Annotated in this window: 13 protein-coding genes; 6 read left to right on the top strand and 7 right to left on the bottom strand. The window is 71.3% G+C overall.

Features of this window, described 5'->3' with window-relative positions; genetic code table 11:
- Window positions 1–47: 47 nt before the first annotated feature.
- Window positions 48–836, top strand: a complete 789-nt coding sequence (locus AC3RJ8_RS06560) for an enoyl-CoA hydratase/isomerase family protein (protein ID WP_489715107.1) — start codon at window positions 48–50, stop codon at window positions 834–836.
- Between the two features lie 13 nt (window positions 837–849).
- Here AC3RJ8_RS06560 and AC3RJ8_RS06555 read toward each other — a convergent pair whose 3' ends face one another.
- The 5 genes from AC3RJ8_RS06555 to AC3RJ8_RS06535 form a co-directional block, all read right to left on the bottom strand.
- The gene (locus AC3RJ8_RS06555; RefSeq protein WP_489715106.1) at window positions 850–2052 is read right to left on the bottom strand and encodes an ADP-dependent glucokinase/phosphofructokinase; all 1203 of its coding nucleotides are present in this window, start codon (window positions 2050–2052) and stop codon (window positions 850–852) included.
- Window positions 2053–2069: 17 nt separating this feature from the next.
- Window positions 2070–2939 (bottom strand): ketose-bisphosphate aldolase, encoded by an 870-nt coding sequence (locus tag AC3RJ8_RS06550; protein WP_489715105.1) that lies wholly within the window; start codon window positions 2937–2939, stop codon window positions 2070–2072.
- A gap of 30 nt (window positions 2940–2969) precedes the next feature.
- Complete coding sequence (locus AC3RJ8_RS06545) at window positions 2970–3860, bottom strand: carbohydrate ABC transporter permease (protein ID WP_489715104.1); 891 nt, start codon at window positions 3858–3860, stop codon at window positions 2970–2972.
- A gap of 2 nt (window positions 3861–3862) precedes the next feature.
- Window positions 3863–4822 carry a carbohydrate ABC transporter permease gene (locus AC3RJ8_RS06540; protein ID WP_489715103.1) on the bottom strand — a complete coding sequence of 320 codons (960 nt, stop codon included), beginning with the start codon at window positions 4820–4822 and terminating at the stop codon, window positions 3863–3865.
- A 72-nt stretch (window positions 4823–4894) separates the two neighbouring features.
- A complete protein-coding gene (locus AC3RJ8_RS06535; RefSeq protein WP_489715102.1) occupies window positions 4895–6178 on the bottom strand; it encodes an ABC transporter substrate-binding protein in 1284 nt (427 codons plus the stop codon).
- 188 nt (window positions 6179–6366) lie between these two features.
- On the opposite strand from AC3RJ8_RS06535, the gene AC3RJ8_RS06530 reads away from it, so the two are divergent.
- The 3 genes from AC3RJ8_RS06530 to rpsT all read left to right on the top strand — a co-directional run bounded on the left by AC3RJ8_RS06530 (window position 6367) and on the right by rpsT (window position 8214).
- On the top strand, window positions 6367–7194 hold the full coding sequence (locus AC3RJ8_RS06530) for a DeoR/GlpR family DNA-binding transcription regulator (RefSeq protein ID WP_489715101.1): 828 nt from the start codon (window positions 6367–6369) through the stop codon (window positions 7192–7194).
- A gap of 47 nt (window positions 7195–7241) precedes the next feature.
- Complete coding sequence (locus AC3RJ8_RS06525) at window positions 7242–7811, top strand: type II toxin-antitoxin system PemK/MazF family toxin (RefSeq protein ID WP_489715100.1); 570 nt, start codon at window positions 7242–7244, stop codon at window positions 7809–7811.
- A 142-nt stretch (window positions 7812–7953) separates the two neighbouring features.
- On the top strand, window positions 7954–8214 hold the full coding sequence (gene rpsT, locus AC3RJ8_RS06520) for a 30S ribosomal protein S20 (RefSeq protein WP_489715099.1): 261 nt from the start codon (window positions 7954–7956) through the stop codon (window positions 8212–8214).
- A gap of 80 nt (window positions 8215–8294) precedes the next feature.
- On the opposite strand, the gene holA is transcribed toward rpsT, so the two are convergent.
- Together holA and AC3RJ8_RS06510 are read right to left on the bottom strand one after the other, a co-directional pair.
- Window positions 8295–9320, bottom strand: a complete 1026-nt coding sequence (holA, locus tag AC3RJ8_RS06515; protein WP_489715098.1) for a DNA polymerase III subunit delta — start codon at window positions 9318–9320, stop codon at window positions 8295–8297.
- A 51-nt stretch (window positions 9321–9371) separates the two neighbouring features.
- On the bottom strand, window positions 9372–12536 hold the full coding sequence (locus AC3RJ8_RS06510) for a glycoside hydrolase family 9 protein (RefSeq protein ID WP_489715097.1): 3165 nt from the start codon (window positions 12534–12536) through the stop codon (window positions 9372–9374).
- A 138-nt stretch (window positions 12537–12674) separates the two neighbouring features.
- On the opposite strand from AC3RJ8_RS06510, the gene AC3RJ8_RS06505 reads away from it, so the two are divergent.
- Window positions 12675–13814: a glycosyltransferase family 4 protein gene (locus AC3RJ8_RS06505; RefSeq protein WP_489715096.1), complete on the top strand. Its 1140-nt coding sequence runs from the start codon at window positions 12675–12677 to the stop codon at window positions 13812–13814.
- A 120-nt stretch (window positions 13815–13934) separates the two neighbouring features.
- Window positions 13935–16070 (top strand): LuxR C-terminal-related transcriptional regulator, encoded by a 2136-nt coding sequence (locus AC3RJ8_RS06500; protein WP_489715095.1) that lies wholly within the window; start codon window positions 13935–13937, stop codon window positions 16068–16070.
- Window positions 16071–16094 lie beyond the last annotated feature (24 nt).

Genomic DNA, 16094 nt, shown 5'->3' with positions numbered 1-16094 from the left:
CTTGGCTGGGCGTCGGCGGGACGATCCCGCCCGAGCGAGGAGGACCCGTGCCGCACACCGTCACTGTGGAGCACGACGGCGCCGTCGCCGTCGTCACGATGAACCGACCCCGGGCGCGCAACGCGCTCGACACGGCGCTCAAGGAGGAGCTGCTCGCCACGCTCCGCGGCGTCGCCGCGGACCCCGCGGTGCGTGCCGTCGTCCTCGCCGGTGCGGGACCGGCGTTCTGCGTGGGTCAGGACCTGCGCGAGCACGCGGAGTCCCTGGCCTCCGGCGCCTGGGCCGCGCAGCGCACGGTCGAGCGGCACTACAACCCGCTCGCGGAGACGCTGACGACGATGCCCCAACCCGTGGTCGCCGCGGTGCACGGCGCGTGCGTCGGGGCCGGGCTCGGGATCGCGCTGGCGTGCGACCTGCGGGTCCTCGCCGACGACGCCGTCCTCGGCACGGCGTTCGGCGGCGTCGGATTGACGTTCGACACGGGCCTGTCGGCCACGCTGACCTGGGCGGTGGGCGCCGCTCGCGCTCGCGAGCTCGTCCTGCTCGGCGACACCTTCGACACCGCGAGCGCCGTCGCCTGGGGCATCGCAGGCCGGGTCGTGGCCGCCGGCGACGTCATGAGGACGGCGCGCGAGCTCGCTGCCCGGCTCGCCGCCGGGCCGCCGCTGGCGCACGCGGCCTCCAAACGCCTGGTCGCGGCAGCCACGACGCGTCCGCTCAGCGCGACGCTGGTGGCCGAGGCCACCGAGCAGGACGCCCTCGGCCGGACGGCGGACCACCGCGAGGCCGTGGACGCGTTCCTGGACCACCGCACCCCGACGTTCACCGGGGTGTGAGCCCCGGCGGTCGTCACGGGTGCCCCGGGTCGGCGCCCCCGATCACCCCCGAGAGGAAGCCCCCGACGAACGTGTCACCGAGCCCGATCGTCGTCGGACGCGAGGCGGACACGTCGTACCCGGGCTCGCAGACCACGTCGGGCACCGCGTCGGCCAGGTCCTGCGAGAACGCGACGGCGACCGGGTCGCACCGCCGGGAGCGCATCGTCTCGAGGTCGGCTACGGAGAACCTGTCCCCGACGAGGTAGCGGGTGACGCCCATGAGGATCCCGCTGCGCAACGATTCCCGGAAGCGGCCCGCGCCGGGGCCGTGAGCCAGCGCCCAGCTCTTCGTGTGCACCACGCGCACGCGTGCCGGAACGGCGACCGCCAGGTCCTGCAGCGCCTTGCGCACCTCGTCGACGTCGAGCAGGTCGATCTCACGGCCGAGCCACCACTCCAGCTCGTCCTCGTTCATGGCCCAGACGTCGACAGCGGGGGCGAGCGCGTCGCGCACACGCCGAGAGAACTCGGGCAGGTGGTATCCCGCGTCCTCGAAGTAGACGATGCCGTGCTCCGGGACCCGCTCCAGGCCGGCGCGGACCGTAGCGAGCCGGTCGTCGAGCAGGTCTTCGTCCTGCATGACGTTGAAGCCGGACACCAGCACCACGTCGGCGGCGGCGAGCTCGTCCGCCCAGGCGGCGTCGATCACGAGGTCGCGGTTCGGCGGGTCGTTGACATAGATGATCCGGTTCGATCTCGGCGCCACGACCTCGCCGTCGAGCAGCCGCACCCTTTCCCCCTGCGCGAACTGCACGATGAGGTGGGGATCGAGCGTGTCCTCGTGCGCGCTGCACACGTACGACGTTGATGCCGGGAGCAACCGGCGCACCGTGTCGTCGATGCTCACGAGGTGGACCACGGCAGGCATCCCGACGGCGTCCATGGCGATGGCGGCCCGGACGCAGGTGCCACCCAGGGTGACTCGCACGTCGAGGTGCCGCGCGAGCCCGGTGATGATGTCGGAGGAGGCGACGAACCGCTCTCCCCCGACACCATCACGCACGAACGCCAGGAGGGTGCACAGGAGGTCTCGCTCGTCACCGATGGCTCGCGTGGTGTCCAGGTCCGCGAGGAAGACCCCGTGCTCGGCGGCGAGGCTCTCCAAGACGCTCGCGTCCCAGACGACCTCGTAGTCGACGGTGCCGCCGAGACCCAGGGCGAATCGTGCACTCATGGCGGTCCGGTGTCCCTTCAGCGGTAGAGCGAGGCCTTGCCGGCGGCGTCGAACAGGTCGATCTTGTGCGCGGCGACCTCCTTCATGGCGGCGACGCAGGCCGGCTGGATCACGTTGGGCTCACGCACGCCGGCATCCTGCAGCACGGTGCGCATCGTGTCGTGGTAGACGACCTTGATGTCGCTGGAGATGTTGATCTTGTTGATGCCGAGCTTGACGGCCTGACCGATCTCGGCGTCCGGGTTCCCGGAGCCGCCGTGCAGCACGAGCGGGATCGGCAGTGCCGTCTTGATCTCCTGGAGCAGGTCGAGCCTGAGCTCCGGCTTCATGTGCTTCGGGTAGAGCCCGTGCGCGGTGCCCACGGCCACCGCCAGGCTGTCCACCCCGGTGCGCTCGACGAACTCCACCGCCTCGGCCGGTTCCGTGTACGTGATCTCGGAGACAGCCACACCCTCCTCCGCCTGCTCGTCGAGCTTGCCGATGGTTCCTAGCTCCCCCTCGACGGAGAGACCCACCGCATGGGCCGACTCGACCACTCGACGCGTCACGGCGACGTTCTCCTCGAAAGGCAGCATGGAGGCGTCGATCATCACCGACGTGAAGCCCGTCTTGATCGCGGTGAGCGCCTGCTCGTAGGTACCGCCGTGGTCCCAGTGGATCGTCACCGGCACGCTGGACCGGTGGGCACGCTGGACGAGCGCCGGCAGCAGGTCATGGCCGAGGTGCGCGACCTCGTCGGGGTGGATCGCCACGATCAGCGGTGACTGGCGCTCTTCCGAGATCTCGAAGACGCCCTTGCCCATGGCCCAGTCACTGATGTTGAAGGCGGGTACGGCAAAGTTGTTCTCGTTCGCGACATCGAGCAGTGCACGTCCGTCGATCAGCATGGTGTTGCCTTTCCTCTTGTGGTATTCATTTCAGATCTTGACGGCGCCAGCCGTCATCCCGCCGATGAAGAATCGTTGGAACAGCAGGAACAGCACCAGGACGGGAATGCAGCCGAGGATGCTCATCGCCATCATCTCGTTCCACTCGTACGAGTGCTGACCCATCAGGAGCTGAATTCCGATGGGAACGGTCCGCATGTCCTCAGTGCGCGTGAGCGTCAGGGCGAAGAGGAACTCGTTCCAGGCGATCATGAACGTGTAGACGCCCACGGAGACCAGACCCGGGACGGATATCGGCACCAGGATGCGCCACAGTGCGGTCATCGGACCTGCTCCGTCGACCTTGACCGCCTCGTCCAGCTCGCGGGGCAAGGTATTGAAGTAGCCCGTCATCATGATGATCGCGTAGGGCAACGTGAAAACCATGTACGTGAGGATCAGGCCCGGATAGGTGTTGTACAGCCGAAGCGCCACGACCAGCCCGAAGTACGGGATGAGCAGCGTGATCGGGGGCACGGCCTGCACGGAGATGATGACGACGTTGATCGCCTTCTTGCCACGGAAGTCGTACCTGCTGAAGGCATACGCGGCGAGCACGGAGACCGCCAGGGTCAACACGGTCACGGACAGCGCGATGATGTAGCTGTTGGCGAAGAAGCGCAGCTTGACCGAGTCCGTGAGGATCGTGACGTAGGCGTCCAAGGAGAATGACTCAGTCACGAGCCGTGGGGGCGAGGCGAAGATCTCCGGGTTCGGCTTGAAGGAGCTGGAGAGCATCCAGAGCACCGGCAGGGAGGAGAAGCACGCACCGGCCACGAGGGCGACCAGCAGGGCCGCCTTCCTTCCGCGCCGGGGCGGTGGCGTCCTCAGCCGAGCCGGGTCGACCGCCGAGCGGAGTGCGGGAGCGTTCGTGGCGACCATGGTCAGTCCCTCCCCTTCTGGTGCCGGACGTAGAAGAACGCCAGGACCATCGACAGCAGCAGCACGAGCACGGCTGCGGCGGACGCCAGCGAGAAGTCGTAGCTCGTGAACGCCAGCTTGTAGGTGAAGGTCGAGAGCACCTCCGTGGCGTTGATCGGCCCGCCCCCGGTGGTCATCCAGATCAGCGGGAACTGCTGGCTGGTCCAGATGAGGTCGAGCAGCGCCATCGAGATGATGATCGGGCGCAGCTGCGGGATCGTGACGTTCCGGAACTGCTGCCATGCGCCGGCGCCGTCGACGCGCGCCGCCTCGTACAGGTCACGTGGTATACCCTGCAGGCCGGCCAACAGGCTGATCATGAAGAACGGGTAGCCGGCCCAGATGTTGATGAACGTGACGGCGAGCAGGGCGCTCGACGGGTTCGCCAGCCACTCGGTCTGCCCGTCGGTGAGTCCGGCCGATCCGAGGAGATGGTTGACGACGCCGTTCGGGTTGAGCAGGAGCCGCCAGAGCACGGCGACGATCGCCACCGTGAACAACCACGGCAGGACGTAGAGGGCACGGAAGAGCCCCTTCGTCCGGTCGCCGAGCAGTGGGGAGTTCAGCATCAGCGCGAAGGCGAGCCCGATCATGAAGTGGGCGACGACGGACACGCCGGTGAACACGAGGGTGTTCCGCACCGCGATGTAGAACACCGGGTCGGCGAGGACCTCCAGGTAGTTGTCGAACCCGACGAACGCCGGGTTGTCGCTCGTGATCACACCGTCCATGAGCGAGTACCAGATCACCATGGTGATCGGCGTGGCCATCAGGATGATGAGCAGGACCCCGGTGGGGCTCAGGAATCCGTAAGGGGTGAGCGTGCGACGGATCCGGTGCGCGGGTGTGCGGCGCGCCGCCCGTTCCCGCTGCGGTTCGTCCGTGGAGGGCGAAGCGGCCGCGGACCTCAGCGTCGTTGACACCTGACTTCTCCTTGGGCTGGGATCGTGCCGGGCAGACCACCCGGCACGATCGTGGGCAGGGCGACGTGGGGTCTAGAACTCCGCCTCCCACTTCTCCTGGGCCGCGGCGAGCGCCTCGTCCAGCGTCTGCTGGCCGTCGAGCGCCTTCTGGAACTCCTCACCGAACTCCCGCATGAGCTGCTCAGCAACCGGCAGGCCGACGAACTCGTTCGCGGGGTATCCGTCCTGGTAGATCTCGAACGCGGTGGCGAACACCTCGTCACCCTCGACGAAGTCGGGCACGGACTGGGTGTTGCCCGGGAAGGCGTGCGCTGCCTCGGAGAGGTCGGCGTTGGGCCCCTCGCTCATGAGGAACTCGATGAGCTTGAACGCTTCGGCCTTGTGCTCCGAGTTCTCCGCGATGCCGATGCCCCACGAGGCGTAGGGGATGCCGCGCTCTCCCGCGTAACCGTCCTCGGCCGGGAGCGCCGAGACGCTGAAGCTCAGGTCCGGGTTGGACTCGCGCAGGGTGTTCACGTGTGCGAGCGAGTCGACCATCATGCCGACACGGCCGTTCGTGAACTCCTCGACCTTGTCCTGCTCCTTCATCGTGTAGGCACCCGGCGCCACGACGCCGGCATCCCACAGGTCCTTGACGAACTGTGCGCCGCTCGCGACGTCGGGGTTGCCGGTCAGCGCCGGCTGCCCGTCGGAGAGCATCGAACCTCCGGACGCCCAGACCCACGACATCACGTCGTTCTGGACGCCGTTCGGAGCCTCGAGCGACAGCGGCAGCACCCATCCGTGCGTGGACTCGTCCAGTGCGGAGATCCTCTCGGCAGCATCGGCGAACTCGCCACGGGTCTGCGGCGGCGCGTCGACCCCGGCTTCTGCGAGCAGGTCGTCGTTCGTGAACATGGGGTAGACGAAGTTGACGACAGGGATCATGTAGGTCGAGCCGCCAACCTGGACCTCGCTGGCGAGGTTCGACGTGTCGTATCCGGCCTCGTCCATGACGGCCGACAGGTCGGCGATGGATCCCTGGCCGGCGAAGTCGTTGACCCAGGCCCCGTCGAGGCCGACGACGTCGGACATGGTCCCGGCCGCGGAACCCGCGACCACCTGCTCCTTCGTCGAGGCGTACGGGCCCGAGAGCAGCTCGACGGTGATCCCGGGGTTCTCCTCCTCGAACTGGTCCATCAGCCCGCGGAAGTAGCCGTCTGGCAGCTCCGGCTCCCACCATTGCGAGAACTCCAGGACGACGTCCCCGTCCTCGCCCACCTCCGAACCACCACCGCCGCATCCAGCCACGACCGCCAGGGCCGAGACCCCGAGTCCGGCCAGCAGTGTCCGTCTGATCTGAGCACCGTTGCTCATGACAACTCCTTCCGAGATGCCGCTTCGTGCGACATTCTGCGTTCTCATGCGTGTTTTCTCAACCTACTGCGACACTCCTGCGACGTCAAGAGGTTCTAGGAGCAGATATGTGCACGGCCTCGCAGACGAGCGGCAGCGGCCGCCGCAAGGTGTCGCAGAAAACGGCACTTGTGTGCTAAGTGTGGGGGATGGCTCCTTCCCCAACGCCAGAAACCGGAAACGGCACACGTCGGCTTCCCGCCGGTCGCAAGGCCGAGCTCGCCGAGTTCGTCGCCCAGGCCGGCGAGGTCACCGTGGCCCAGCTCGCCGAGCGGTTCGACGTCTCGACCGATACGATCCGCCGCGACCTCGACGCCCTCGACGCCGACGGCGTCGTCGTCCGTACCCATGGCGGCGCGGTCAGCGCCAATGCGGTACCGCGCCCGGACACCGGTGTCGACGTGCGCCTGCGCCTGCAGACGGCGGCGAAGGAACGCATCGGCGGGCAGGCGGCGTCCCTGGTCCGCGACGGCGCCGCGCTGCTGATCAACGCCGGCACCACCACCCTGGCCCTCGCTCGCGCGCTGTCCGAGCATCGAGAGCTGACGGTCGCGACCAACAACCTGCGGATCGCGGCAGAGATGTCACCCGTCGTCTACCGCGACCTGTATGTCCTCGGTGGCGCGATCCGCCCCAGCGCGCAGGCCACGTTCGGACCTGTCCGATTCGCCGCGTGGGCGGACGGTCCCGAGATCGACATCCGCTGCGATCTCGCGATCATCGCCGTCGGCGCGGTCTCCGTCACGGACGGCTACTCCACCAGCAACGTCACCGAGGCGTCGATGATGAGCGACATGATGGATCGCGCCGACCGCGTCGTGGTCCTCGCCGACTCGTCGAAGTTCGGGCGGCGACTGTTCGCCACCGTCGCGGAGCTCGGCCGTGCCGATGTCCTGGTCACCGACGCCGACCCACCCGCGGATCTGCGGAACGCACTGACGGCAGCGGGAGTCGAGGTCATGGTGGCCTCGACATAGCGGTTCGGTCGGGCACCACGACGACCACCCGAGGCTAGGCTGCCCGCGTGAGAACGCCCCGTTGGACCACACTGCTGCGCGCCGCATCACGGGTGCTCGGCTCCGCGCTCGGTTCCCGGCCGGGAGGACGACGCTCCCCGGTCGGGACCACGACCCGACCCCACGACGCCGGCCCGGCCCGGCCCCCGGACGGCGCCTATCCGGGCGACTTCAGCGGCACGGTGCGCACCAGCTACTCCCCGCGCCCCGACGGCGCACCCGACCCGGGCGAGATCGTGTGGACGTGGGTGCCGTACGAGGAGGACGCGAGCCTGGGCCACCCGCGCGGCAAGGACCGGCCGGTGCTCCTCGTCGGGCGCGACGGACCCTGGCTGCTGGGGCTGCAGCTCACCAGCAAGGACCACGATCTCGACGCATCCCGGCAGGCCCGGCACGGCCGGTACTGGCTGGACATCGGTAGCGGCCCGTGGGACGCCCGACGTCGACCGAGCGAGGTGCGCCTCGATCGCGTCGTCCGCGTGGACCCGGGAGCGGTGCGCCGCGAGGGCGCGGTGATCGATCGCCGCGTCTTCGACCGGGTCGCCGCGGCGATGGCGCAAGGTGCCCGGGACTGGTAATATGGTGCGCTGCGTGTCCGCCCAGGTCGGCGGGCACAGCCACTGTTCCTCTCCACGGGTTCCCCACCCCAGTCCCGGAGCTGTGGCCGCCCTCGACGACCTATCCGCTCGCCGTCAGGCGAACACACCAGGAAGTACACCAGTGGCCAACATCAAGTCCCAGATCAAGCGCATCAAGACGAACGAGAAGGCTCGTCTGCGCAACAAGTCCGTCAAGTCGGAGCTGAAGACGCACGTGCGCAAGGTGCGTGCCGCCGTCGCTGCCGGTGACAAGGAGGCCGCGACGGCCGCCCTGCAGACCGCGACGCGCAAGCTCGACAAGGCCGTCTCGAAGGGCGTCATCCACGCCAACAACGCGGCGAACCGCAAGTCGGCCATCGCGAAGGCCGTCGACGCGCTCTGACGCACCGCAAGCCTGCCTGAGGGCGCCGTTCCCGTACCGGGGACGGCGCCCTCTTGCTGTGCATGCAGCCGACGACGGCGTCAGCGCATCGCGCGCGCCCGCGCGATGGTCAGGACCGCCTTCTCGACGGCGTAGACCGGGTCCCGGCCGCCGCCCTTGACGTCGGCGTCGGCCTGGGCGACCGCCGTGATCGCCGTGGCCAGTCCTTCCGGGGTCCAGCGGGCCAGGTCCCGGTTCGCGTTGCGGACCTGCCACTCCTGCAGGCCGAGCTCGCGCGCCGTCGTCGACCCGCCACGGATCGCCGCGACCCGTGCCAGGGTCCGCAGCCGCAGGGCGAGCGCCGCCACGACGGGCACAGGGTCGGCGCCGGTGTCCAGCGCGTGCCGCAGGAGAGCCACGGCCGAGCCGGCGTCGCCGGCGACCGCCGCGTCGGCGACCTTGAAGCCGGTCGCCTCCACCCGTCCGCCGTAGTACCGGTCCACGGTCCCCTCGCCGATGGTTCCCGAGGTGTCGGCCACGAGCTGTGCGCACGCGGAGGCGAGCTCGCGCAGGTCGTTGCCCAGCGCGTCGACCAGCGCCCGCACCGCGGCCGGCTCGGCACGACGCCGGGCGGCGCGCAACTCGCCGGAGACGAAGGCGACCTTGTCCGCGTCGCGCGTGATCGCGTCGCACTGCAGGACAGGGGCCCCCGAGCCGACGATCGCGTCGAGCATGCGCTTGCCGCGGTTGCCGCCGCCGTGCACCACCACGACCACACCGTCCGGGTCGGGCGCTGCCACGTACTCCACGAGATCGGCGACGAGATCCTCGGTGCACGCCTCCGCCCCGCGGACCACGACGACCTTGGCCTCGCCGAAGAGCGACGGGCTGGCCGCGACCGTGAGCTGCCCGCCCGCGTAGGCCGCGGCCTCGAGCTCCACCTTCTCGACCTCGGGGTCGCGCGCCCGGGCGAGCCCGACGACCCCGTCGACCGCGCGTTCCGCGAGCAGCCCTTCCGGCCCGCGCACCAGGACGACGGGAGCGAGGGTCGGGTCGTCCCACGGCCGGGCGCTGGCGGAGGCCTTCGGACGACGCGCGGGGCGGGGACGGGAGGAGGTCGAGGGCACGGGACCAGACTGCCAGACCGCACCGACAGCGCGCCGGTGCGGCCCGGCCGGTCAGTCCGTGGCGCAGCGCACGCCGTCGAGGAGGAACTCCCCGGGCAGGCTCCCGCCGGCACCGCTGCTGAGGAACCCGAAGGTCGCTCGGGCGGCACCCTTGCCCCGGTGCTGCCCCGGGTCCGCGAGCCGGCCGTTCCACGGCATGCTCGCGGCCGTGGCCGTCGAGCCGTCCTGCGTGACGTCGGCGCTCCACGCCCGGGTCACCGACTCCTCGCCGTCGAGCTCCCACGTGAGCTCCCAGCCCTCGATCGCCCCCGGACCGAGGTTGGTGAGCCACACCTGGGTGTTGGCCCCGCCGCCGGGCCACGTGCCGTGCTGTGTGTACGACACCTCGCAGGTGGGGGTCGGCGGCTCCCAGTCCGGGCTGCCGTCTCCCATGTCCGCGGCCCACGAGGCGTACCAGGCGAGCGCGGCGTTCCAGTTGATGGTCGTCTCGTTCGTCGACCACGAGTCGGCGTCGTCGATGTAGCACGCCTGCGGTGCGCAGCCCTGCAGGTTGGCCTGCGCCACCGGGTCCTGGATACCCGAGTTGGGACCGCCCGCCACCTTGCCGTCGGGGAACGGCGGCAGCCGGTCCGCCGAGGCGTACCAGCGGCTGTGCATGTGCTGCGAGAAGTGCGTCCCGTACGCCGTGACGTACGAGTTGTTGATCGCGTTGCGCCCGAGCACGTAGTCGATCGACTCCAGCGCCACGTCGCGGTACACGTCCTCGCCCGTCAGGTCGAACGCCGTGGCGACGACCACCGCGTTGTTGACGACCTGGTGGGTCGAGCCCCAGTCATAGCCGTCCGGGCCGTACGGGTGCCCGAACGGCTGGCCCTGCTGGATCGCGACGTAGCGGTCCGCGCCCTCGACGACCGAGTCGATGACGTCGCCGCGGCCCGGCAGGTGGTTCGGCACCGTGGCCAGGTCGAGACGACCGGCCACCGCCGTGCGCCCCCAGTCGAACCCCGTGGGCGACCAGATGTCCCCCTCGGCACCGCCGACGTGGTAGTCGGACTCCAGCACCACGTCCGCGAACCGGTCCTGCTCGGTGGTCAGGAACAGCTGCGCAGCGGCCCAGTACCACTCGTCGCCCAGCTCGTCGTCGTCGTACGGCCCGCCACCCGGGTTCGGGTCGAGGTCGTTGGTGTTGGGCGCGAGGATCTCCGGGTGGGCGGCTGCGGCGTCCCACGCCCGCCGGGCGGCGGCGAGCAGCTCGTCGGCGTACGCCTCGTCGTGCTCGGCGTACAGGCGGGCGCCCTGCGCCGCCGCCGCGGCGAGGTTCAGCGTGGCCGCCGTCGACGGACGGTGCACGTAGCGCGGCATGGGGTCCTCGTGCGGCAACGTGTTCAGGCCGGTCCAGGCGACGTCGTGCACCTTGTGGTGGACGAGCCCGCCGGCGTCGACCTCCTCACCGTCGATCGTCATGGAGACGCCGTCGGCAACCTGCATCTGCAGCATCCAGTCGAGGTTCCAGCGCACCTCGTCCAGCACGTCCGGCACACCGTTACCCCGCTCGGGGACGACCAGGGTCGAGTCACCCAGCGCCCCCTCGTGCACGACGCCCGCGTGCCGCGAACGCTCGTACGCCGAGAGCAGCTGGTAGACGGTGATGCCCGAGTTCACGACGTACTTGCCGTGGTCGCCGGCGTCGTACCAGCCGCCGGACGCGTCGACGGTGTACCCGTCGGGGCACGCCCAGCCGTCGACGCCGTAGTGCGCGTCCGCCCCGAGCTGCGGGTTCCCGTCGTGGTCGACGGCGCCGGTGGGCGGCAGGCAGGGGACGTTCACGTCTCCCTGGTTGACGTCGTCACCACCGAACGCGGACACGTGCCCGGCCGGACGGACGTACTCCGTCTTGCGCAGCTCCCCGTCGACCTCGACCGGCTCGATCGCGATGCCCGAGCGCTGGGTGTAGTAGATGCCGAGAGCGTCCGTGCGCAGCCCCTCGTACAGCGACGGCGTGATCTCGAACGGGTAGGACTCCTCGCCGTCGGCGGCCAGCCGGAACCCGGCGCCCTGCCCGGTGAACCGGCCGAAGTCGATGGTGTGCACGTCGAGCCCGGCGGAATCGTCGAAGCCGGCGGGCTCCGACTCGCCGGACGCGACCACGGCACCACCGTCGTCGAGCAGCTCCCAGGCGACCGGGGCGGTCGCGTCGGTGACCAGCGTCGCGTTCTTGGGACCGTCCGGGAGGTAGCCGACCTGGTTGACCCGCACGCGCGGACCCGTCTCGTGCTCGAACTCCTCGACCGTGCCGCCCGTCGTCAGGGAGACCACGTCGAGGCACAGGTCGAACGGCTCGTCGTTGCCACCGAGCTGGAGCTGGATCTCGGTGTCGGCGTCCGCCTCGGCCTCGAACGTCTCGGTGAAGGTCTGGCCGTCGGCCCGCAGCGCGATGTCCGCGAAGTACAGCGGCGGCCAGTCCGTCCCGGGCTGCGGGACGAGCACGCGTGCGGACGCCTCGGGGCTCCCGCTCGCCGTCACGGTGACGGTGTAGGTCCTGCCCTCCTCGATCGCGACGCCGCCCTGGCCGAGGATGACGTCCCACTGCTCACCGCCCGCCGGGACGGTGCCGCACATCCGGCCGTCAGCCTCCGCGAGCTCGAGGTTCGGCGTCGTCCACCAGGGGTCGAGCCCGTCGAACGTGGGGTTGACCAGGACCTCGGCGACCGGTCGGACGGACACCGAGGACAGGCAGACGGTGCCGGCCGGGTCGGCGCCGGAGAGCTCGAACTGGACCCGCTGGGCGTCGCCACCCGCGGTGAACCCCCACTCGTAATCCTGGGCCTCGGGCACCACCTCGAACGTCTCGGCGACGTCGTACCCCTCGGGTCCGCTCGCGCCGTCGACCTGCACCCTGCCCTCGAGGCCGCCGGTGCCCGCGTCGCCGCGGGCGGTGAAGCCGAACACGTACGACTCGCCCTCGATCAGGTCGAGGTCGACGAAGTTGCCGAACCGTTCGACCTCGGGCACGTCGAGGCAGAGCTCGCCGTCGGTGACGTCGCTGTCGGTGATCCCCCACCACTGGTCACCCACGCCGGGGGCGAAGTCGCCGTTGCTGACGAGGTTGGGGGTCTCGTCGTCGGCCTGTGCCGTGCTCGGCACGACGGCTCCCACCAGGGCCAAGGCCGTGACGAGGGCGACGGCCGGACGGCGTCGTTGCTGTCTGGGTCTCACGCTGACTCCTCGATGAGAGCGCTTCCATCATGCGGGCGACACCGAGCCTAGCGCGTGACGCAGGTCACGTGAACCCCTGGCCGGGCGTGGACCGCGCGGCCGCTCCCCCGTCCGCCGACGTCCCGGTAGCCTGATCCGGTGCCCCGGACCCTCGTCGTCACCAACGACTTCCCTCCGCGCCAGGGCGGCATCGAGACGTTCGTCCACGCGATGACCTCACGCTTCGACCCGGCCGACGTGGTCGTCCACACGTCCTCCACGCCCGGGCAGGAAGTCTTCGACCGCACCCTGCCCTACCCGGTCGTGCGCGCCGCCACGCGCGTGCTCCTGCCCACCCCGTCCCGCACGCGCGAGGTCCTGCGGCTCGTCGACGAGCACGGGTGCGACAGCGTGTGGTTCGGGGCGGCCGCGCCGCTGGGCCTGATGGCGCCGGCGCTGCGCCGCCGGACCGACGTGCGCCGCATCGTCGCCACCACCCACGGGCACGAGCTCTGGTGGGCGCGCGTGCCGGGCACGCGTCGCGCGCTGCGGCACATCGCCCGCGACGTCGACCACCTCACCTACCTCTCAGACCGCACGGTCGCGACGCTCGCCGCGGCCGTGGGCCCGGACGCCGCTGCCCGCGCCGTCCGCCTGTCGCCCGGCGTCGATCCCGAGACCTTCGCCGGGACCGACCCTGCCGGCGGCCGCCAGGTGCGCGCCCGCTACGGGATCCCCCCCGACGCCCCCGTCGTGCTCTGCGCGGCCCGGCTCGTGGAGCGCAAGGGCCAGGACACCCTCGTGCGCTCCCTGCCGGCAGTCCTGCGGGACGTGCCCGACGCCCGGCTGCTGATCGTCGGCGACGGCCCCGACGGCCCGCGTCTGCGTCGCCTCGTCCGGGACCGCGACCTGGCCGACCGCGTCGTGCTCGCCGGCGGCCATCCCCACACCGCGATGCCCGCGTTCTACGCGGCCGCCGACGTCTTCGCCATGCCCTCGCGGAGCCGCCGCGGCGGCCTCGAGGTCGAGGGACTGGGGATCGTCTACCTGGAGGCGCAGGCAGCCGGGCTGCCCGTCGTGGTCGGTAGCTCCGGCGGCGCTCCCGACGCGGTCCGCGACGGTGACACCGGCTTCGTCGTCGACGGCACGGACCCCGACGACGTCGCCCGGCGACTCGTCGAGCTCCTCGCCGACCCGGCACGCCGCCGCCGCATGGGTGCCGACGGGCCCGCCTGGGTGCGCGGCGCGTGGACCTGGGACCAGCGGTTCGACATCCTCCACGACCTGCTCACCGGGTGACGGCATGACCTTCCGCCTGCCCGAGCCGGCCCCTTCCCCGGCACCCGGGACACCCGGCCCGGGGCCACCGGGACCGCCCCGGCGGACGATCTCTCCTTCGCCGCACGGCGGACGGTGCTGGTGGGCCGCGAACCCGAGGCCACCGAGGTGCTGGACGCCGTCGACGCGGCCAACCACTCGGTCATCACGATCACCGGGGTCGGGGGGTCGGGCAAGACGTCCCTGGCCGTCGAGGTGGCCCACCGTCTCGTCGGGCAGTTCGGCCGACGGTGGTTCGTGGACCTCACCGCCGTCGACCACCCCGAGGACGTCGTCGTCCACGTGCTCCACGCGATCGGCCTGCGCTCGTCGCTGGGCGACCCGCACGACGTCCTGACCGCGGAGCTGCGTCGCGGACCGGCGCTGCTCGTCCTCGACAACTGCGAGCACGTCCTCGACGCCGCCGCGCACCTCGTCGGCGTGGTCGCCGCCACCTGCCCCGAGCTGACGATCATCGCCACCAGCCGTCGCCCCCTGGACGTGCCCGACGAACGACTGCTGAGCCTCGGTCCGCTGCCGCTGACCGACGGGGAGGAACCGGGCGCGGCGGTCCGGCTGCTCGCCGCGCGGGCGAACGCCCTCGGTGCCCGTCTCGACGCCGACGGCCCCGACGGCGCGCGCCTGCTCTCCGTCTGCCGCCGCCTCGACGGGCTCCCCCTGCCGTTGGTCCTCGTCGCGACCCAGCTTCGCGGCATGGCCCCCGCTGAGCTCGACGACCTGCTCGCGGACGGACTGACGCTGCCGGCGATGCGTGGCGGGACGGCGCACCAGCGCACGATGACGGCCTCCCTCGACTGGAGCCTGGCGCTGCTCACGGACGCGGCCGTCGACCTGTACCACCGGCTCGGCGCGTTCGTCGGGTCGTTCGACGCCGCGCTGGCCGCCGCCGTCGGGTCGACGAGCACGGCGTCGGCACGCGTCGCCGCGACCCTGAACGAGCTGGTGGACCACTCGCTGCTGCTCGTGGACACCTCGGGCGCCACGGCCCGCTACCGGATGCTCGCCGTCGTCCGCGAGCACGCCCGCGCCGGGCTGGACGACGACGCCCGCGCCCGGGTCGCCGGCGCGCACCGTCGAGCCGTCCTGGAGCGCGTCACCGCGCACCGCCACCGCGCGCGGTACTTCTCGCCGGAGCAGATCGTCGAGCTCGAGGTGCTCCACGACGACGTCGTCGCGGCGATCGACAGCGCGATCGCGACCCGGGACGCGCCCGTCCTCGTGGCGCTGCTGACCAGCACCATCCGGTTCTGGCGCGTCACAGGCCGCATCCGGTTCGGGCTGGACCGCACGATCGGTGCCCTAGGGGTTCTCGACGGCCCTGACCGGGCCGTGCTCGAGTACATGCGTGCCGACCAAGAACGCGTCCTGGGGCTCCTCGACGCGGCGGCGGTGCACGCCCACGACTCCCTGCGTCGGATCCGGGAGAACGGGCCCCGCGCCTGGCTCCCGTTCGCGCTCGGGGTAGCCGGTGACGTCGCCGCGTCCCAGGGCCGGTTCGACGACGCCCGGGCGGCGTACCAGGAGATCCGCCAGATGTACGACCCGCAGGCGGATCCCCAGCTGCACGGGCTGTGGTGCGCCAACCTGGGCGGGATCGAGCTCGCGGCGGGCCGGGACGACACGGCGACACCGCTGCTGGAGGAGGCGCTCGAGGTCTTCGCCGTCCACCCGCCGGTCTGGCTCATGGGCCGGGTCCGCGGGCACCTGGGCGTCGTGGCGCGACACCGCGGCGACTTCGCCATCGCGGCCACGCTCCTGCTGCAGGGGCTCGACGACCTCGCGCCCTACCACGCCCTGGCCGAGGCGGCTCCGCTCGTCGACGAGCTCGCCCTCGTCCTGGCGGCGACGGGGCGCGCACGGGACGCCGAGGACTGCCGGCACGCGGCCGCCGAGATGCGGCGGCGCATGGGGTCCCCGGACCTCGCGGACGCCGACGGCTCCGACGCGGAGCCGTCGATGTCCATCGCCGAGGTGGTCGTGCTCGGCCGCCGGACCGCCCGGCCGCGGCACACGGACGTGCTGACGCCCCGGGAGCTGGAGGTGGCAGGCCTCGTCGCCGAGGGGCTCACCAACCCGCAGATCGCCGAACGCCTGGTGATCTCGCCCGGGACGGCACGCACGCACGTGGAGCGCATCCGGACGAAGCTGGGTGTGGGCTCACGCGTCCAGGTCGCCCGATGGGTCCTCGAAGAATACGTCGATCGACAGACGCGCTGAGACCCTCCGACCCCGCACGATGGG

This window comes from Isoptericola sp. MSGPD8_1_ISO-PGPR-S23-394 (assembly GCF_058072785.1).
Note: the sequence above shows the minus strand (reverse complement) of the source record. Positions and strands in the feature narration are given on the sequence as shown.